The organism is Microbacterium hydrocarbonoxydans, assembly GCF_011752045.1.
In the GTDB taxonomy this organism is placed as follows: Bacteria; Actinomycetota; Actinomycetes; order Actinomycetales; family Microbacteriaceae; genus Microbacterium.
Window position 1 is genome coordinate 449,757 of record NZ_JAAKXW010000002.1, and the last position, 18,968, is coordinate 468,724.

Below are 18,968 nucleotides of genomic sequence, written 5' to 3' on the forward strand. Positions count from 1 at the left end.
GGTGTCGCGGTCGTCATCGGCGCGCCTTCGCCATCAGGTCGGCGCGCGGGTTCTCGTTCGGCTCGAGGGCCTGGAACTTCTCCAGCGCCTCGCGTGCGGCCTCGTCGAGGTGCGACGGCACCGCGATCTGGAGCTCGGCGAGCAGGTCGCCGGTGCCCTTCGTCGTGGTGACCCCGCGGCCCTTGACCCGCAGCACGCGGCCGGACGGGGTGCCGGGGGCGACCCGGAGCTTCACCGGGTCCCCGCCGAGGGTGGGAACCTCGATGGTCGCGCCGAGCGCGGCCTCCGTGAAGGTCACCGGCACCACGACGCGCAGGTTGAGTCCGTCGCGGGTGAACACCGGATGCGGCCGCACCGTGATCTGCACCACGATGTCGCCGTTCTCCCCGCCGTCGGGCGAGGGCCGGCCGCGGCCGCGGAGCTTGATCTTCTGACCGTCGGCGACGCCGGCGGGGATCTTCACCTTGAACGGCTTGCCGTCCTCGCCCTGCAGTGTGATGGTCTCGCCGTGCACGGCGGTGGCGAAGTCGATCGTGGTGCGCGCGGTCACGTCGGCGCCGCGCTGCGGGCCTCCGAAGCCGCGGAACCCGCCAGAGGTCTGCCCGAAGCGTCCGGAGCCGAAGCCGCCCTGCCCCTGGTTGAACATCGCGAAGATGTCCTCGAAGTCGGCGGTCTGTCCGCGCCCCTGCTGGCCGAACCGGCTGAACACGTCCTCGAAGCCGCCCGCACCCGGGCCGCCCGCCGTGAAGCGGGCGCCCGAGCCCATGGCGCGGATCTCGTCGTACTCCTTGCGCTGCTCCGCGTCGGAGAGCACCGAGTAGGCCTCGCTGATCTCCTTGAACTTCGCCTCGGCCGCGGCATCCCCCGGGTTGGAGTCCGGGTGGTACTTGCGGGCGAGCTTGCGGTACGTCTTCTTGAGATCGGCGTCGCTGACGTTCTTCGTGACCCCGAGGGTCTTGTAGAAGTCCTTGTCGAACCAGTCCTGGCTAGCCATCGATCACCTGCCTACTCGGCCGGAACAGCGACGACGACCTTCGCGGGACGTAGCTCGATCTCGCCGAGACGGTAGCCCACCTCGACGACCTCGAGCACCGTGGTCTTCTCGGCACCCGGGGTGGGCTGCTGGAAGATCGCCTCGTGGCGCTGCGGGTCGAACTCCTCGCCCTGCTCGCCGTACGAGACGACCCCGAGCCGCTCCACGACCGCGCGCACCTTCTCGGCGATCACGGCGAAGGGGCTGCCCTCCACGAGATCGCCGTGCTGCTCGGCCCTGGCGAGGTCGTCGAGCACGGGGATGAGGCCCTTGGCGGCCTCGCCCTTCGCACGCTCGACGTCACGCTCGCGCTGCTCCTCGGTGCGACGGCGGTAGTTCGCGTACTCGGCGGTCAGGCGCTTCAGGTCGACCAGGAGCGCGTTCTCGGCGTCCTCGATCGGGTCGCCTGCGGCGGCATCCGCGGTCTGGTCGGCGTTCAGGATGTCGTCGACGGTGAGCTCGTCGTCGGAGCCCTCCGCCGCCCTGGCCTCAGCGGAGTCCGGGTTCTGCGGCGCGGGGCCGGATGCCTGAGCATCCGACCCCTCCGGAACCTCGTTCTCTTCGAAGTTCTTGTCCGTCATGGTTACTTCTTCTCGTCCTCGTCGTCGACGACCTCTGCGTCGATGACATCCTCCTCGGAGGCGGCGTCACCCGCGGGAGCCTCGCCGGAGCCGTCGGCAGCGGCCGCGGCATCCGCCTGGGACTGCGCGTAGATCGCCTCGCCCAGCTTCGTCTGCGACTCGTTGAGCTTGTCGAACGCGGCCTTCACGGCGTCGTCGTCCTCGCCGGCCAGGGCCGTCTTCAGGGCGTCGACGTCGGCCTGGACCGACTCCTTGACGTCGGCCGGGAGCTTGTCCTCGTTCTCCTTGATCAGCTTGTCGATCGAGTACGAGAGGGTCTCGGCCTGGTTGCGGACCTCGGCGGCCTCACGGCGCTTCTTGTCCTCCGCGGCGTGCTCCTCCGCCTCGCGCACCATCCGGTCGATGTCCTCCTTGGAGAGGGACGAGCCGCCCGTGATGGTCATCGACTGCTCCTTGCCGGTGCCCTTGTCCTTGGCGGACACGTGCACGATGCCGTTCGCGTCGATGTCGAAGGTGACCTCGATCTGCGGGATGCCGCGGGGGGCCGGGGCGATGCCGGTCAGCTCGAAGGTGCCGAGCGGCTTGTTGTCGCGGGTGAAGTCGCGCTCGCCCTGGAAGACCTGGATCGCGACGGACGGCTGGTTGTCGTCGGCCGTGGTGAAGGTCTCGCTGCGCTTGGTCGGGATGGCCGTGTTGCGCTCGATGAGCTTGGTCATCATGCCGCCCTTGGTCTCGATGCCGAGGCTGAGGGGGGTGACGTCGATGAGCAGCACGTCCTTGCGCTCACCCTTGAGGACACCGGCCTGCAGGGCGGCGCCGACGGCGACGACCTCGTCCGGGTTCACGCCCTTGTTGGCCTCCTTGCCGGTCTCGCGCTTGACGAGCTCGGCGACGGCGGGCATGCGGGTGGAGCCGCCGACCAGGACGACGTGGGCGATGTCGCCGACCTTGATGCCGGCCTCGCGGATGACATCCTCGAAGGGCTTCTTGGTGCGGTCGAGGAGATCCTTGGTGAGGTCCTCGAACTTCGCGCGCGTGATCGTCTCGCTCAGCGACACCGGACCGGACTCCGTCAGCGACAGGTACGGCAGGTTGATGCTGGTGCTCGTCGAGGAGCTGAGCTCCTTCTTCGCCTGCTCCGCGGCCTCCTTGAGGCGCTGCAGCGCGATCTTGTCGCCCGAGACGTCGACGCCGGTGGTCTCCTTGAACTGCTTGATCAGGTAGTCGACGAGGCGCTGGTCCCAGTCGTCGCCGCCGAGGCGGTTGTCGCCGGCGGTGGCGCGCACCTGGATGGTGGAGAAGTCGTCGTCCTTGCCCACCTCGAGGAGGGAGACGTCGAAGGTTCCGCCACCGAGGTCGAAGACGAGGATGAGCTCGTCCTCCTTGCCCTTGTCGAGGCCGTAGGCCAGGGCGGCTGCGGTGGGCTCGTTGATGATGCGCAGGACGTTGAGGCCCGAGATCTCGCCGGCCTCCTTGGTGGCCTGGCGCTCGGCGTCGTTGAAGTACGCGGGGACGGTGATGACGGCATCCGTCACCGTGTCGCCGAGGTACGACTCGGCGTCGCGCTTGAGCTTCATGAGGATGCGCGCGGAGATCTCCTGTGGCGTCCACTTCTTGCCGTCGACGTCGAAGGTCCAGTCGGTGCCCATGTGGCGCTTGACCGACGAGATGGTGCGGTCGACGTTGGTGACGGCCTGGCGCTTGGCGGTCTCGCCGACGAGCACCTCGCCGTCCTTGGTGAATGCGACGACGGACGGGGTCGTGCGGAAGCCCTCCGCGTTGGCGATGACCTTCGGCTCACCGCCCTCGAGGACGCTGACGACGGAGTTCGTGGTACCGAGGTCGATTCCAACAGCACGTGCCATGTGTTTCTCCTTTGGGTTAGAAGTCTTGTCTGATCGGGAAGATCTGCGGCGATCAGGAAAACCTGAGTCGCGATGACTCAACCGTACTCCGAGCGTCGGATGCTGTCAACCAAAGTTGATATGAATTGGCTCAACTTTGAGCGAGGCGGGTCATCCCCGTGCCAGCGGCCTCGGATGCTGCGCGCGCCGTCGCGCCGCTGTGCGAATGTGGTCCCGTGCGCATCGACTCCTCAGACCTGCCCGTCGCCGTCACCTGGATCGGAGAGGATGACGCGGACCCGGCGGTGGTGCTTCCCGGCGGCGCCTGCCGCGGCCCGGAGTATCTCGGCGATCTGGCCGGGCTCGGCTCGACCCGGCCGCTGGTCGTGCTGCATCCCCGCGGCACGTCGCGCACTGGCGGGCTCTCCCGCGGGTGGTGGACGGATGCCGAGGACGTCGCCGCGGTCATCGACGCACTCGGGCTCGAAGCCGCCGACCTCGTCGCGCACTCGGCGGGCACCCGCCTGGCTCTCGCGGCGGCGACGCGATTCCCGGCGCGGGTGCGCACGATGGCTCTCGTGACGCCGCCCGCGATGTGGCTGACCGGCAGCGCCTATGACGGCGACGATCTGGTGGTCGACAGGGAGGATCCGGTCGTCGCGGAGGCGATCCGCTCCCTGATGGAGGACGGCGACGGCGACTCCGAGGAGGAGTTCCGTGAGACCTTCCTGCGGCAGGCTCCCGCGAGCTACGCCCACTGGACGACCGTCGAGCAGGAGCACGCACGAGTCGGGGCGGTGAGTCTGGCGTCGGACGCGGCGTGGTTCCAGGACATCCCCGAAGACGTGACGCAGCGCATCCTCGCGGCGGAGATGCCGCCGGCCCTGGTGGTGGGCGGCGACCGCGACGTGCTCACCGGCGTCCGCCCGGTGCTCGACTACGCGGCCGCGCTCGGCGCCCAGGTCGAGATGATCGAGGACTGCGGGCACTATCCCTGGGTCGAGCAGCCGGAGGCGTTCCGGCGGGTGCTCGGCGAGTGGCTCGCGCGGATCAGCTGATCCGAGGCGCCCCCGCGGCCCCCACAGCCGTCACGCCATCAGTTCGCGCATCTCCGCGTACGTCGCCTCGACGTGCGTGCGGAAATCGACATCCGGTTCACCCTCCAGCCATCGCTGGAGCGACTCGGCGTATCCGATCATGCCGAATCGAGCCGTCAGCCGCGCCGTCTGCGCCGCGAGACCGGCCGTGACGCCGGCGGAGTAGATGGTCGCCTCATACCGCCGATGCCGCGCTCTCTCGCGCGCTTGCAGAGCCGAAGAGGATTCCACCAGCTTCCAGCGCTCGACCAGCTCCGCACGACGATCCTCGACAGTCAGGGCGACGGCGACCGTCGCACCACGAAGGGCGGCGATCGGCGCCGTCTTCAGATCTCTCGCCGCGAGTTCACGGGCGAGGAGCTCGCGAAAGTCATCGTCCTCGGCGAAGAGAAGGTCCTCCTTGTCGGCGAAGTAGCGGAAGACCGTTCGCTCGCTGACCCCCGCCGCAGCAGCGACATCGGCGACGGTCACGGCACCGAATCCATGCTCGATGAAGAGACGCAGCGCAGAGTCGGCGATCGCCGTTCGCGTTCGCGCCCGCTTGAGAGCTCGCAGCCCGGATGCCATCGAACCAATGTACTGGGCGAGGCGATCATTGCCGCGCAATTCTTGACAGTAACTGTCACTTGGCAGACACTGCCATTATCGACCAGACGGACACACACCGGGAGCCTCATGCCGTTCTTCATCGCCATCGCAGTCGCACTCCTCATCGCCTCCGGCATCGCCTACGCCGCCCGCCGGACGATGCATCCTCCGGTCCCTCGCCCGGAAGCGGGCAAGATCACCGTCGCCGCGATCGGCGACAGCAACACCTACGGCGCGGGAGTGCTCCTCAAGGGGCGTCGCAGGTGGTCCTATCCAGCCCAGCTCGCCCGCCTGCTCGGCGACTCGTATCAGGTGCTCAACTACGGGCTGAATCGACGCACGCTGCAGCGCGACGGCGATTGGCCGTACGCCGCGAACCGCTTCGCGGAGGCGTCCCTCCGGGCACGGGCCGACATCGTCCTCATCATGCTGGGGACGAACGATGCGCGGGGCGGCAACTGGAACGCAGACGCCTATGAGTCGGAACTCGCCGATCTCGCCATCCGCTACCGGGCCGGCGGCCGGTCGGCCGTCTACCTCCTGACGCCGCCCGTCGCATTCCCCAACCGCCGAGGCGTCTCGGAGCGCATCGTCGCCGAGGAGGTCGCGCCGATCGTGCGCCGCGTCGCCGCGCGACTCGGCCTGCCTCTCATCGACGTCTTCGCGGTCACGGAACAGGGCGTCACGGCGCACCCCGACGGCATCCACCTGGACGCCGAAGCGAGCAGGCTGGTCGCCGAAGCGGTGGCCGCGGCCATCGCCCCCGCGCGCAGCCAGGAGACCTGATACGACGCAGCACCGGGTACCCTCTCCACGATGAAGATGCACGCCGGCGAACTCGACATCGACCATGCCACGGCGAGCCGGCTCATCGGCGCGCAGCATCCGGAATGGCGCCACGAGGAGATCCGCAGGGTCGCCTCCGAGGGCACCGTCAACGCGATCTTCCGCATCGGCGACGATCTCGCGGCCCGACTGCCGCTGACCGACGCCGATCCCGACGAGCTGCGCGCGGCTCTCGAGCGTGAGGCCGCCGCCATGCACGAGCTGGTCGGCGTCTGCCCGGTGCCGACTCCCGCGCCCGTCGCGATCGGCGAGCCCGGCCCCGGCTATCCGCTTCCCTGGTCCGTCCAGACCTGGGTGCCGGGCGACGTCGCCACCCCTGACGGTCTCGCGCACTCCGCGACGTTCGCGCGCGACCTCGTCGAGCTCATCGTCGCGCTCCGCGGCGCCGACACCCGCGGCCGCGCCTTCGACGGCGGCGGACGAGGCGGCGATCTGCGCGACTCCGACGCGTGGATGGAGACCTGCTTCCGGGAGAGCGCAGCGCTTCTGCCTGTCGACGACCTGCGCGCACTGTGGGCTCGCTTCCGGATGCTCCCGGCGCCCGGCCCCGACGTGATGGCGCACGGCGACCTTACGCCCGGCAATCTCCTCGTCTCCGGCGAGCGCCTCGCCGGAGTGCTCGACGGTGGCGGGTTCGCCCCGGCCGATCCATCCCTCGACCTCGTCTCCGCCTGGCACCTCCTCGATGCCGAGGCCCGAGCGGTCGTCCGCGAAGGTCTCGCTTCCGGCGAGACGGAGTGGCTGCGCGGAGCGGCCTGGGCGTTCCAGCAGGCGATGGGTCTCGTCTGGTACTACCGCGTCTCCAATCCGGGCATGAGCGCGCTGGGCCGCAGCACCCTGCATCGCATCCTCACCGACCCGGAGGTCGGGAACCCGCGAAACGCCCCCGTCACACCCGCGTCATAGGCTGAGCGCATGTCACGCCCCACCCTGCTCGCCGTCTCGCACGGGACCTCGGATGCCGAAGGCGCCCGCACCATCGCCGCGCTCGTCGACGAGGTGCAGCGCGTCCTCCCCGACGTGCCGGTGCGCGCGGCGTTCGTCGACGTGCAGCAGCCCGACGCGGCCGACCTGGTGCCGGAGATCGAGGGACCAGTGGTCATCGTGCCGCTGCTGCTGTCCAGCGGCTTCCACGTGCACCACGACCTGCACGGCATCGCGGCGAAGCGGGCGGATGCCGTCGTCGCCGATCCGATGGGCCCGGATCCGCTCCTCGCCGAGGTGCTCGCCGAGCGCCTGGGCGAGCTCGACCAGGACGCTCCCGTCATCCTCGCCGTCGCCGGATCCCGCGATCCACGCTCGCTGACGGATGCCGAGGGCATGGCCGCCCTGCTCACCGAGCGCCTGAGGCGTCCCGTCGAACTCTCCTACCTCGCCGCCCGCCAGCCGGACCTGCCGACCTCGCTCGCGGAGCATCCGGATGCCGTGGTGTCGATCTACCTGCTGGCCAGGGGCTTCTTCTTCGACCTCGCCGTGCGCCAGGCACCGGGTCGCGCGCTCACGCTGCCGCTCCTCGACGGCGGACCGGTGCCGCGGCCGCTCGTCGATCTCGTCGTCGCGCGCTACCGGGATGCCGCCGCGCGCATCGAAGCCTGACTCCCCCGCCCTGTCAAGACCTTCAGCCGAACATCACCTTGTGTGACGTTCGCTGACGCAACATGTCATCCCGGATTCTCGAATGGGACGCGGCGTCTCACTCTTGAGTGATAGCCACCCAGGGAGCAGGCATGACCATTCAGCAGCCGACGCCGATCCGCGGCGCGCGCACGCGCACCACCCGGACGCCGACGAAACCGCACGGCCAGTGGGCCGTCGACGGCAACGAGCCCCTGAACGCCAACGAGGAGTTCAAGCTCGCCGACGGCGGACTGAACGTCCGCGAGCGCATCGAGAACGAGTACGCCAAGGGCGGCTTCGCATCGATCGACCCGACCGACCTGCACGGGCGCTTCCGCTGGTGGGGTCTGTACACGCAGCGCAAGCCCGGGATCGACGGCGGCCGCACCGCCCAGCTCGAGCCGCACGAGCTCGAGGACGAGTACTTCATGCTGCGGGTCCGCATTGACGGCGGCCAGCTCACCACGCAGCAGCTCCGCGTGATCGGCGAGATCTCCACCGAGTTCGCCCGCGACACCGCCGACCTCACCGACCGTCAGAACGTGCAGCTGCACTGGGTCCAGGTCGAGGACGTCCCGGAGATCTGGCGCCGCCTCGAAGAGGTCGGCCTGAGCACCACCGAGGCCTGCGGTGACGTGCCGCGCGTCATCCTCGGATCCCCGGTGGCCGGCATCGCCGCCGACGAGATCATCGACCCGACCCCGCAGATCGAGGAGATCGCGGCCCGATTCATCGGCGACCCTACGCTCGCGAACCTGCCCCGCAAGTACAAGACGGCCATCACCGGCCACCCCAGCCAGGACGTCGTGCACGAGATCAACGACTGCGCCTTCGTCGCCGTCGAGCACCCCGAGCTGGGCATCGGCTACGACCTGTGGGTCGGCGGTGCGCTCTCGGTGGTCCCTCGCCTCGGCGAGCGCCTCGGCACCTTCGTCGCCCCCGAGCGGGTCGCCGAGGTGTGGCACGGCGTCACCCAGATCTTCCGCGACTACGGCTACCGGCGCCTGCGCAACAAGGCGCGCCTGAAGTTCCTCCTCGCCGACTGGGGCGTGGAGAAGTTCCGCCAGGTGCTCGAGACCGAGTACCTCGAGACCCCGCTCCCCGACGGCCCCGCCGCGCCGAAGCCCACCAGCCTCGGCGACCACGTCGGCGTGCACGCACAGAAGGACGGCCGCTTCTTCGTGGGCGCCGCCGCGCTCGTCGGCCGGGTCTCCGGCAGCACGCTGACCGCCCTCGCCGACCTCGCCGAGGCGCACGGCTCGCAGCGCATCCGCACCACGCCGTACCAGAAGCTCCTCGTGCTCGACGTCCCCGAGGGCGAGGTCGAGTCGCTCGTGAAGGGTCTCGACGAGATCGGCCTCTCCGCCCGCCCGAGCCTGTTCCGCCGCGGCACCATCGCCTGCACCGGCATCGAGTTCTGCAAACTCGCGATCGTGGAGACGAAGGCGAACGCCGCCAACGCCATCCAGCAGCTCGAGGAGCGCCTCGGCGCGCTCGAGCCCGAGATCGGCCGCCCGATCACGCTGCACGTGAACGGATGCCCGAACTCCTGTGCCCGCATCCAGACCGCCGACATCGGCCTGAAGGGCCAGCTCGTGCAGATCGACGGCGAGCAGGTCCCCGGCTACCAGGTGCACCTCGGCGGCGGCCTCGCCGGCGTCGACCGCGAGGAGGCCGGCCTCGGCCGCACCGTCCGCGGCCTGAAGGTGCCCGCCGACGGCATCGCCGACTACGCCGAGCGCGTCATCCGCCGCTACCTCGCCGACCGCGAGGACGCCGAGACGTTCGCGCAGTGGGCGCACCGCGCCGACGAGGAGGCGCTGCAGTGAGCACGCCGGTCACCATCCGTCCGGCACGGCCGGCACGTCGCTCGACCGAGGAGCTCAAGGCCCTCGCCGAGCGCGGCGCCGCCGAACTGCGCAGCGGACAGCCCGACGAGGCCTCCCCCGCCGAGGTCGTCGCCTGGGTCGCCGAGAACTTCGCCGTCTCGCAGGCAGCCGTCGCGTGCTCGATGGCGGATGCCGCGCTGCCGCACCTCGTCGCGCAGAGCCTCCCCGGGGTCGACGTGCTCTTCCTCGACACCGGCTACCACTTCGCCGAGACCACCTTCACCCGCAACGAGGTCGAGCGCGAGCTGGACGTCAACATCGTCGACGTGAAGCCCGTCCAGACCGTGCGCGAGCAGGATGCCGAGTACGGCAGGAACCTCTTCGAGCGCGACCCGGGCCTGTGCTGCCAGCTCCGCAAGGTCGAGCCCCTGCAGCGATCCCTCGGGGAATACGAGGTGTGGTTCACCGGCGTCCGGCGCGAGGAGGCCCCGACCAGGGCGAACTCCCCCCTGATCGCCTGGGACGAGCGCAACGGACTCGTCAAGGTGAACCCGGTCGCGAGCTGGAGCTTCGACGACCTCATCGACTACGCCACCGAGCACGCCGTGCCGGTGAACCCCCTCATCGCGAACGGGTATCCGTCCATCGGCTGCGCGCCGTGCACGAAGCCCGTCGCCCCCGGCGAGGACCCGCGGTCCGGTCGCTGGGCCGGACTCGCCAAGACCGAATGCGGACTCCACCTATGACCACCATCACCCAGACCCCGGCACCGGAGCGCGCGAAGCGGGAGGGCGGCCTCAGCGCCCTCGACCTGCTCGAGGCGGAGGCCATCCACATCATCCGCGAGGTCGTCGCCGAGTTCGAGCGCCCCGTGCTGCTGTTCTCCGGCGGCAAGGACTCCGTGGTCGTGCTGCACCTGGCCACCAAGGCGTTCGCCCCCGGACGCGTGCCGTTCCCGGTGCTGCACGTCGACACCGGCCACAACTTCCCCGAGGTCATCGCGTTCCGCGACGAGACCGTCGCGCGCCTCGGCATCGACCTCGAGGTCGCCCGCGTGCAGGACTACATCGACGACGGCCGCCTCGCCGAGCGCCCGGACGGCACCCGCAACACGCTGCAGACGCAGCCGCTGCTCGACGCCATCGCCGCGGGGAAGCACGACGCCGTCTTCGGCGGCGCCCGCCGCGACGAGGACAAGGCACGCGCCAAGGAGCGCATCATCTCGCTGCGCGACGAGTTCGGCCAGTGGGATCCGCGCAACCAGCGCCCCGAGCTGTGGAGCCTGTACAACGGCCGGCACCTGCCCGGCCAGCACGTCCGCGCCTTCCCGATCTCGAACTGGACCGAGCTCGACATCTGGAACTACATCGAGCGCGAGGGCATCGCCCTGCCGGCGCTGTACTACGCGCACGAGCGCGACGTCTTCCGCCGTGACGGCATGTGGTGGGGCGTCGGCGAGTTCTCCCAGCCGCTGAAGGGCGAGGAGATCGAACGCCGCGTCGTCCGCTACCGGACCGTCGGCGACATGAGCTGCACGGGCGCGGTGGAGTCGGATGCCGCAGACACGGCATCCGTCGTCGCCGAGGTCGCACGCTCCACGCTCACCGAGCGCGGCGCCACCAGGGCCGACGACCGCATCAGCGAGGCCGCCATGGAGGACCGCAAGAAGGACGGGTACTTCTGATGAGTATCGACATCGCAGACGTTTCGTCTCGCTCCGCTCGCTCGACGACCGAGAAGGAGGTCGCGACGCTGTTTCGCTTCGCGACCGCCGGCTCCGTCGACGACGGCAAGTCGACCCTGGTCGGGCGGCTGCTGCACGACGCGAAGGCGATCCTCGCCGACCAGCTCGAGCAGGTCGCCGCGACGAGCCGCCAGCGCGGGTTCGCCCACGGCGCCTTCGACTTCGCGCTGCTCACCGACGGCCTGCGCGCCGAGCGCGAGCAGGGCATCACGATCGATGTCGCCTATCGGTACTTCGCCACCGACCGGCGCAGCTTCATCCTCGCCGACTGCCCCGGCCACGTGCAGTACACGCGCAACATGGTCACCGGTGCCGCGACCGCCGACGCCGTGATCGTGCTCGTCGACGCGCGCAAGGGCGTGGTCGAGCAGACCCGCCGCCACCTCGCCGTGGTGTCGCTGCTGCGCGTCGCGCACGTCATCATCGCGGTGAACAAGATCGACCTGGTCGGCTTCGACGAGAACCGCTTCGTCGAGATCGAGCTCGAGGCCGCGCGCGTCGCCGAGCAGCTCGGCCTCGCCGGCATCCACGTCCTGCCGGTCTCGGCGCTCGAGGGCGACAACATCGTCGACCGCTCCGAGCGCACCCCGTGGTACCAGGGCCCCACGCTCTTCGACCTGCTGGAGACGCTGCCCAGCGCCGAGGAGATCGAGTCGGCGGCATCCGACTTCCGCCTTCCCGTGCAGCTGGTGCTGCGCCCGCAGGGCGGGCTCGCGCCGGCGATCGCCGAGACGGATGCCGAGCGCTACCGCGACTTCCGCGGCTTCGCCGGCCGGATCGCCTCGGGCTCCGTGCAGGTCGGCGACGCCGTCGAGGTGTTCCCCGGCGGGCACCGCACCACCGTGACCGGCATCCACGTCGCCGGCAGCGAGGCGGATGCCGCCAAGGAGCCGCAGTCGGTGACCCTCACCCTCGCCGACGAGCTGGACGCCGCCCGCGGCGCCGTGATCGCCGCGGCGGGCACCGCGCCCGCCGGCCGCCGCGAGGCCGTCGTGGAGCTGTTCCAGCTCGACCCGCGCGCCACGACGCCTGGGTCGAAGGTGCTCGTCAAGCACGGCACCGCCACCGTGCAGGCGCTGATCGCCGAGGTCATCGAACGCCGTGACCTGGAGACCCTCGGCCACCACGACGCCGACTCCCTCGCCGTGAACGAGATCGGCCGGGTGCGACTGCGCTTCGCCGCCGACCTGCCGCTCGAGCCGTACGCGCAGAACCGCGCCGGCGGCTCCCTCGTGCTCATCCACCCCGCCGACGGCGCGACCCTCGCGGCCGCGACCGTCGTCGATGAGCACTGACCTGCTGAATCCCGACCTGCAACACCCGACTCGCTAAGGAGGCGAAACCGTGAAGATCAACCGCACCACCACCGCTCTCACCGCTCTGGGAATCACCGCCATGATGCTCGCGGGCTGCGCCTCGGCATCCGCTGCTCCCGAGTCGGGCGAGGAGGGCGACGGCCTCGCCGAGGTCCGCCTCGGCTACTTCGCCAACGTGACCCACGCCCCGGCCCTGGTCGGGCTGTCGGAGGGCCTGTTCCAGGATGCTCTGGGCGACGTCGACCTGAAGACCGAGGTGTTCAACGCCGGACCGGCCGCGATCGAGGCGCTCTCCGCGGGCGCGATCGACGCCACCTACATCGGCCCCAACCCGTCGATCAACACCTTCATCCAGTCCGGCGGCACCTCTGCGCACATCATCGCCGGCGCGACGACCGGCGGCGCGGCCCTGGTCGTGCGCGACGGCATCGACAGCCCCGAGGACCTCGAGGGCGCGACCATCGCGTCCCCGCAGCTCGGCAACACGCAGGACGTGGCGCTGCGCACCTGGCTGGCCGACGAGGGCTACGAGACCTCCACCTCCGGCGGCGGCGACGTCACGATCACCCCGACCGAGAACGCGCAGACGCTGACCCTGTTCCAGGACGGCCAGGTCGACGGCGCATGGCTGCCCGAGCCGTGGGTGTCGCGCCTGGTCGTCGAGGCCGGCGCGCACGTGCTCGTCGACGAGGCGGACCTGTGGCCGGACGGGGAGTTCCCGACCACGGTCCTGCTGGTGCGCGCCGAGTTCGCCGAGCAGCACCCCGAGGTCGTCGAGGAGCTGCTCGAGGGGCACATCGCCTCCGTCGCCTGGCTCGACGAGAACGCCGAAGAGGCTCCGGCCGTGATCAACGGCGCGCTCGAGGAGGCCACCGGCAAGAAGCTCGCCGACGAGGTGCTCGCCAGGGCGCTGGAGAACGTGACGTTCTCCGTCGACCCGCACGCGGACACCTTCGAGACGCTCGTGGAGGACGGCCTCGCCGCCGGCACGCAGAAGGAGGGCTCCATCGACGGGCTCTTCGACCTGCGCGCCCTGAACGCGCTGCTCGAGAAGGACGGCGAGGAGCCCGTCTCCGCCGCCGGACTCGGGGAGGACTGATGGCTGCGCCCGCGGGGAACACGGTGAGCGCGCCGGTGCCCGTGACCAGGCTGACGCCGAGCTTCGACGGCGTCACGCCGGTGGCCGCGCCCGCGCCCGCCGTCGACCCCGCGGTGCGCATCTCCCACGTCACCAAGCGCTACGGATCAGGGCCGGTCGTCCTCGACGACATCTCCCTCGACATCGCGCCGGGCGAGTTCGTGTGCCTGCTCGGCGCATCCGGCTGCGGCAAGTCCACGCTGCTGAACCTCATCGCGGGACTCGAGCCGCTCACCTCCGGGGAGCTCTCGACCCCGGCGAGCGGGTCCTCAGTGATGTTCCAGGAGTCGGCTCTGATGCCGTGGCTCACCGCGCGCAAGAACGTCGAGCTGGCCCTCCGCCTCCGCGGCGTGCCGCGCGCCGAGCGCCGCGAGGAGGCAGAGCGGCTGCTCGGCACCGTGAACCTTTCGGAGGCGGCCGACAAGCGCCCGCACGAGCTCTCAGGAGGCATGCGCCAGCGCGTCGCTCTCGCCCGCGCTCTCGCCCAGGACCGCGACGTGCTGCTGATGGACGAGCCGTTCGCCGCCCTCGACGCGATCACCCGCGACCTGCTTCACGAGGAGCTGGAGCGCGTCTGGCGCGTGACCGGCCGCACCATCGTCTTCGTCACCCACAACGTGCGCGAGGCCGCCCGCCTCGGACAGCGCGTCGTCCTGCTCTCCAGCCGCCCCGGCCGCATCGCCGGCGAGTGGCGCATCCACAACACCGCGGGGCGCCGCATCGAATCCCCCGAGGTGGCGGCTCTGGCCACCGAGATCACCACCGAGCTGCGGAAGGAGATCGCCCGCAATGCCTCTTGACACCGCCGCGCCTCGTGACACCGCCGTGACCGAGCCGGCCGACGAGCTCGCCACGCTCTCCGCCGGCCTCGACCGACTCCAGTCCGACACCGAGCAGCACACGCCGCGGTGGCGCGACGTGCTCGGCAAGACGCTGCCTCCCGTCGTTCTCCTCGCCGTGCTGCTCGGCATCTGGCAGCTCTACATCCTCATCGCGAACCCTCGGCCCGACAAGGCGCCGAGTCCCGCCGCCGTCGCCGGCGCCCTCGGCGACGCGTGGGAGTCGGGACGCCTGCAGGAGGCGGTGCTGACCAGCCTCGAACGCGGGGTCCTCGGCTTCCTCATCGCGATCGTGGCCGGCACCGCCCTCGGGATGCTGCTCGCCGAATGGAAGCTGCTGCGGCGGGCCGCGGGCCCGCTCATCTCGGGTCTCACCGTGCTGCCGTCCGTCGCCTGGGTGCCCGCCGCGATCATCTGGTTCGGACTCACCGACGCCACCGCCTATTTCGTGATCCTGATGGGCGCGATCCCGTCGATCGTCAACGGCCTGCTCTCCGGCATCGATCAGGTGCCGCCGCAGCTGCGCCGAGTGGGCGTCGTGCTCGGCGCGAGCCGCTGGCAGCTCGCCACGTCGGTGACCCTCCCCGCCGCCCTTCCCGGGTACTTCGCGGGCCTGAAGCAGGGGTGGGCGTTCTCGTGGCGCTCGCTGATGGCGGCCGAGATCATCACGATGGGCGGGACGATGGGCTTCGGTCTCGGCACCCTGCTCAACCAGTCGCGCGAGCTCGCCGACCTCGCGAGCGTCCTCGCGACGATCCTGCTGATCCTCGCCATCGGAATCCTCATCGAGCTGGCCCTGTTCGGCCCGCTCGAGCGGCGGATGCTCCGCAACCGCGGTCTCCTCCTCGGAGGCACGCGATGAGCGGGCACGTCACCCTCGTCGGCGCAGGCCCCGGCGATGCGGGACTGCTCACCCTTCGCGGCCTGCGGGCCCTGCAGGAGGCCGACGTGATCGTCGCCGACCGGCTCGGCGCCCGCGCCGTGCTGCAGCAGCTCGCCGAGGAGGGCGTGGAGATCACCGCCGAGGTCCTCGACGTCGGCAAGCTCCCCGGCCACCACCCCGTGCCGCAGGACGGCATCAACGAGCTGCTCGTCCGGCTCGCCCTCGAGGGCAGGCGCGTCGTGCGCCTCAAGGGCGGCGACCCGTTCGTGTTCGGCCGTGGCCGCGAGGAGCAGCTGTTCTGCGAAGAGCATGGCGTGGCGGTCGATGTCGTTCCCGGCGTGACGAGCGCCGTCTCGGTGCCCGCCGTGGCCGGCATCCCGCTCACCCACCGCGGTGTCGCCGCCTCGTTCACCGTCGTCAGCGCCCACGATCAGATCGAGCGCCTCTCCGGCGGCAGCGACCACACCGTGGTGCTGTTGATGGGCGTGAACACCCTCGGCCACTCTGCGCACGTGCTGGCCGCCGGCGCCCGCGGCGGCGACTGCCCCGTCGCGATCGTGGAAGACGGCTACGGCGAGAACCAGCGCGTCACGATCGGCACGCTCGGCACGATCACCGCCCTCGCCGCCGCCCGCCAGGTGCGCTCCCCTGCCGTGATCGTCGTCGGCGACGTCGTGTCGCTGAGCCCGCATGCCGCGTCCCGATCCGCCGACCGCGTCCCGATCACCGGTGAGGACGCCCCGGAAGATCGGCAGATCGGGACGGCATCCGCTGATCGGGTCACCCCGCCGTCGGATGCTCACGCGCCGAAGTCGCACTGGGCCGACACCCTCATCGCGGGCGCCGACACCGGCCTCGTCCAGGCGGTCGACACGCTCGACGGCGGTGGCCGTCACCGCCCGCACCTCGCCCTTTCCCTCTGAGCACACCGAAAGCATCCTCATGTCTGCACCCACTCTCTCCCTGCGCGTCGCGATCGTCGGCGCCGGTCCCGCCGGCATCTACGCGGGCAACCTGCTCGCCACCGCCGTCAAGGAGCGCGGCGGCGCCCTCGAGATCGACCTGTTCGAGTCGCTCCCCGCCCCGTACGGCCTGATCCGCTACGGGGTCGCCCCCGACCACCCCCGCATCAAGGGCATCGTGAACTCGCTGCACGAGATGCTCGACGCGTTCCCCGACACGGCCGAGGGTGAGCCGGCCGCCTCGCGCCGCACGATCCGCTTCATCGGCAACGTCGAGGTCGGCCGCGACATCTCCCTCGAAGAGCTGCGCGAGCGCTACCACGCGGTGATCCTCGCCACGGGCGCGATCCGCGACGCCGCGCTCGACATCCCCGGCGTCGACCTGCCCGGCTCCTACGGCGCCGCGGATTTCGTCGCCTGGTTCGACGGCCACCCCGACGTCGCCCGCACCTGGCCGCTGGAGGCGTCGTCCGTCGCAGTGATCGGCAACGGCAACGTCGCCCTCGACGTGGCTCGCGTGCTCGCCAAGCACGCCGTCGACCTGCGCAGCACCGAGATCCCCGACAACGTGCTCGAGGGCCTCGAGTCGTCGGCCGTGACCGACGTGCACGTGTTCGGCCGCCGCGGACCCGCCGACATCAAGTTCACGCCGATCGAGCTCCGCGAGCTCGGCGAGGTGAACGACGTCGACATCGTGCTGCACGACGAGGACTTCGACGGCGTCGACCCGGCATCCGCCACCAACAACCAGCTGAAGGTCATGCTGCGCACCCTGAACAGCTGGCGCGACCGGCCGGCCGGCTCGGCATCCCGTCGTCTGCACCTGCACTTCTGGCACGCGCCGGTCGAGATCACGGGCGACGGCCGGGTCGAGGGCATCCGCTTCGAGAAGACGCGCACGGATGCCGAGGGCAGGCTCGTGCGCACCGGCGAGTTCCGCGACTACGACGTCCAGGCCGTCTACCGTGCCGTCGGCTACTACGGCACGCGCGTCGTGGACGCGCCCTTCGACGAGGCGCGCGGCGTGATCCCGAACGACGCCGGTCGCGTCGACGCCGAGCCCGGCCTGTACGCGACCGGGTGGATCAAGCGCGGCCCGGTGGGCCTGATCGGCCACACGAAGTCCGACGCGCTGGAGACGATCACGAACCTCGTGGCCGACGCCGAGGCAGGCCTGCTCACGGCGGCCAAGACCGACGATGACGTGCTGGACGTGCTCGACGCGAGCGGCACCGCGTACACGACGTGGGACGGCTGGCTCGCCCTCGACGCGCACGAGCGCCACCTCGGCGAGACCCACCGGCACACGCGCGAGCGCGTCAAGGTGGTCCCGCGTGAGGAGCAGGTCGCCGTCTCGCGCGACGGGGCGCTGGTCCGATGACCTACGTCATCGCGCTGCCGTGCGTCGATGTGAAGGATCGTGCCTGCATCGACGAGTGCCCCGTGGACTGCATCTACGAGGGCGAGCGCTCGCTGTACATCCATCCGGACGAGTGCGTGGACTGCGGCGCCTGCGAGCCGGTGTGCCCTGTCGAGGCGATCTACTACGAGGACGACCTGCCCGAGGAGTGGCAGGACTACTACAAGGCGAACGTCGAGTTCTTCGACGAGATCGGCTCGCCCGGCGGCGCCGCCAAGGTCGGCGTCTACGACTTCGACCACCCGCTGGTGGCCGCGCTTCCCCCGCAGGACGGCGGTCATGACTGACGACTACGACGTCCTCATCGTCGGCGGCGGCCCGGCCGGTCTCTCCGCCGCACTGAACCTCGGCCGCTCGCTTGTACGGGTCCTCGTCGTCGACGCCGACCGCCCGCGCAACGCGGCCACGCTGAACTCCCACGGGTTCCTCACCCGCGACGGCGTGCCCCCGCACGAGCTGCGCAAGCTCGCCCGCGAGGAGCTCGCCGCCTACCCGAACGTCGAGATCCGCTCGCGAGTGCGCGTCGCCTCGCTCACGCAGACGGCGACGGGGTTCGCCGCCGGCATCGGACGCCGCGAGGCCACCGAGACGGTCACCGCCCGCTCTGCGCTGCTCGCGACCGGGCTCCGTGAGACCCTGCCCGAGGTGCCGAACCTCCGCGGCTTCTACGGCATGAGCCTGTTCAGCTGCGCCGCCTGCGACGCGTGGGAGCTGCGCGGTCGCCGGATGGCGCTCATCGGCGAGTCCGCCGATCTCGCCGACCGCGCGCGCCTCATCGGCCGCTGGACGGAGAGCCTCACCGTGTTCACCAACGGCGCCGACGTCGTCACGACCACGGAGGAGGCGGAGCTCGCCGCCGCCGGGGTGGCCGTGCTGCGGCATCCGATCTCCGAGCTCGTCGGCGAACGGGGGCGCCTGGAGGCGATCCGCTTGGAGGACGGCACCTCCGTCGCCGTGGACGGCGGCTTCGTGCGCCCGGAGTGGGAGACCGACCTGTCGTTCCTCTCCGGCTTCGCACCGGCGATCGACGGTCACGGGCACCTCGTCACCGACCGGTCCGGCCGCACCGACGTGCCGGGCCTGTACGCCGCCGGCGACGCCGCGGCCCCCGGCCCGCAGCAGCTCATCGTCGCGGCCGGGGCGGGCGCCCGGGTCGCGGCCGTGATCGTGCACGACACGATCGGCGTCGCCACCGCCCACTGATCCGGGTGCGGCCGGGTCTATGCTGACC

The 18,968-nt window shown here is 70.9% G+C and carries 19 protein-coding genes; 15 read left to right on the plus strand and 4 right to left on the minus strand.

Features of this window, described 5'->3' with window-relative positions; genetic code table 11:
• Window positions 1-13: 13 nt before the first annotated feature.
• The 3 genes from G6G98_RS10375 to dnaK are packed head-to-tail and all read right to left on the minus strand — an operon-like array spanning window position 14 to window position 3,479.
• Window positions 14-994 (minus strand): DnaJ C-terminal domain-containing protein, encoded by a 981-nt coding sequence (locus G6G98_RS10375; RefSeq protein WP_067347996.1) that lies wholly within the window; start codon window positions 992-994, stop codon window positions 14-16.
• An 11-nt stretch (window positions 995-1,005) separates the two neighbouring features.
• On the minus strand, window positions 1,006-1,614 hold the full coding sequence (locus G6G98_RS10380; RefSeq protein ID WP_164234611.1) for a nucleotide exchange factor GrpE: 609 nt from the start codon (window positions 1,612-1,614) through the stop codon (window positions 1,006-1,008).
• A 2-nt stretch (window positions 1,615-1,616) separates the two neighbouring features.
• The gene (gene dnaK / locus G6G98_RS10385; RefSeq protein WP_067348003.1) at window positions 1,617-3,479 is read right to left on the minus strand and encodes a molecular chaperone DnaK; all 1,863 of its coding nucleotides are present in this window, start codon (window positions 3,477-3,479) and stop codon (window positions 1,617-1,619) included.
• Window positions 3,480-3,694: 215 nt separating this feature from the next.
• Here dnaK and G6G98_RS10390 point away from each other — a divergent pair, with 215 nt between their 5' ends.
• Entirely contained in the window at window positions 3,695-4,516 is an 822-nt protein-coding gene (locus G6G98_RS10390; RefSeq protein ID WP_243842084.1) for an alpha/beta fold hydrolase, read from the plus strand.
• Window positions 4,517-4,546: 30 nt separating this feature from the next.
• Here G6G98_RS10390 and G6G98_RS10395 read toward each other — a convergent pair whose 3' ends face one another.
• Window positions 4,547-5,122: a TetR/AcrR family transcriptional regulator gene (locus G6G98_RS10395; RefSeq protein WP_067348007.1), complete on the minus strand. Its 576-nt coding sequence runs from the start codon at window positions 5,120-5,122 to the stop codon at window positions 4,547-4,549.
• 108 nt (window positions 5,123-5,230) lie between these two features.
• Here G6G98_RS10395 and G6G98_RS10400 point away from each other — a divergent pair, with 108 nt between their 5' ends.
• From G6G98_RS10400 to G6G98_RS10465, 14 genes are all read left to right on the plus strand, one after another.
• On the plus strand, window positions 5,231-5,929 hold the full coding sequence (locus G6G98_RS10400; protein ID WP_067348009.1) for a GDSL-type esterase/lipase family protein: 699 nt from the start codon (window positions 5,231-5,233) through the stop codon (window positions 5,927-5,929).
• 30 nt (window positions 5,930-5,959) lie between these two features.
• Window positions 5,960-6,895 (plus strand): phosphotransferase, encoded by a 936-nt coding sequence (locus tag G6G98_RS10405; protein ID WP_164234610.1) that lies wholly within the window; start codon window positions 5,960-5,962, stop codon window positions 6,893-6,895.
• 9 nt (window positions 6,896-6,904) lie between these two features.
• Window positions 6,905-7,585 carry a sirohydrochlorin chelatase gene (locus G6G98_RS10410; RefSeq protein ID WP_067348015.1) on the plus strand — a complete coding sequence of 227 codons (681 nt, stop codon included), beginning with the start codon at window positions 6,905-6,907 and terminating at the stop codon, window positions 7,583-7,585.
• 131 nt (window positions 7,586-7,716) lie between these two features.
• Window positions 7,717-9,435: a nitrite/sulfite reductase gene (locus G6G98_RS10415; RefSeq protein WP_067348017.1), complete on the plus strand. Its 1,719-nt coding sequence runs from the start codon at window positions 7,717-7,719 to the stop codon at window positions 9,433-9,435.
• Window positions 9,432-10,181, plus strand: coding sequence for a phosphoadenylyl-sulfate reductase (locus G6G98_RS10420; protein WP_067348022.1), 750 nt, complete (start codon window positions 9,432-9,434; stop codon window positions 10,179-10,181). The genes G6G98_RS10415 and G6G98_RS10420 overlap by 4 nt, the downstream gene beginning before the upstream one ends.
• On the plus strand, window positions 10,178-11,119 hold the full coding sequence (gene cysD, locus G6G98_RS10425; protein WP_067348026.1) for a sulfate adenylyltransferase subunit CysD: 942 nt from the start codon (window positions 10,178-10,180) through the stop codon (window positions 11,117-11,119). The genes G6G98_RS10420 and cysD overlap by 4 nt, the downstream gene beginning before the upstream one ends.
• On the plus strand, window positions 11,119-12,474 hold the full coding sequence (locus tag G6G98_RS10430) for a sulfate adenylyltransferase subunit 1 (protein WP_084788134.1): 1,356 nt from the start codon (window positions 11,119-11,121) through the stop codon (window positions 12,472-12,474). The genes cysD and G6G98_RS10430 overlap by 1 nt, the downstream gene beginning before the upstream one ends.
• Window positions 12,475-12,574: 100 nt before the next feature.
• The gene (locus G6G98_RS10435; protein WP_164234718.1) at window positions 12,575-13,594 is read left to right on the plus strand and encodes an ABC transporter substrate-binding protein; all 1,020 of its coding nucleotides are present in this window, start codon (window positions 12,575-12,577) and stop codon (window positions 13,592-13,594) included.
• Window positions 13,594-14,433, plus strand: coding sequence for an ABC transporter ATP-binding protein (locus G6G98_RS10440; RefSeq protein WP_084788135.1), 840 nt, complete (start codon window positions 13,594-13,596; stop codon window positions 14,431-14,433). The genes G6G98_RS10435 and G6G98_RS10440 overlap by 1 nt, the downstream gene beginning before the upstream one ends.
• Window positions 14,423-15,334, plus strand: a complete 912-nt coding sequence (locus G6G98_RS10445) for an ABC transporter permease (protein ID WP_067348029.1) — start codon at window positions 14,423-14,425, stop codon at window positions 15,332-15,334. Before G6G98_RS10440 ends, G6G98_RS10445 begins: the two co-directional genes overlap by 11 nt.
• Entirely contained in the window at window positions 15,331-16,278 is a 948-nt protein-coding gene (gene cobA / locus G6G98_RS10450; protein WP_084788136.1) for a uroporphyrinogen-III C-methyltransferase, read from the plus strand. The genes G6G98_RS10445 and cobA overlap by 4 nt, the downstream gene beginning before the upstream one ends.
• A gap of 19 nt (window positions 16,279-16,297) precedes the next feature.
• Window positions 16,298-17,698: an FAD-dependent oxidoreductase gene (locus G6G98_RS10455; RefSeq protein WP_164234609.1), complete on the plus strand. Its 1,401-nt coding sequence runs from the start codon at window positions 16,298-16,300 to the stop codon at window positions 17,696-17,698.
• A complete protein-coding gene (fdxA, locus tag G6G98_RS10460) occupies window positions 17,695-18,024 on the plus strand; it encodes a ferredoxin (protein WP_067348035.1) in 330 nt (109 codons plus the stop codon). The genes G6G98_RS10455 and fdxA overlap by 4 nt, the downstream gene beginning before the upstream one ends.
• Window positions 18,017-18,940, plus strand: coding sequence for an NAD(P)/FAD-dependent oxidoreductase (locus G6G98_RS10465; RefSeq protein ID WP_067348038.1), 924 nt, complete (start codon window positions 18,017-18,019; stop codon window positions 18,938-18,940). Before fdxA ends, G6G98_RS10465 begins: the two co-directional genes overlap by 8 nt.
• Window positions 18,941-18,968: the final 28 nt, after the last annotated feature.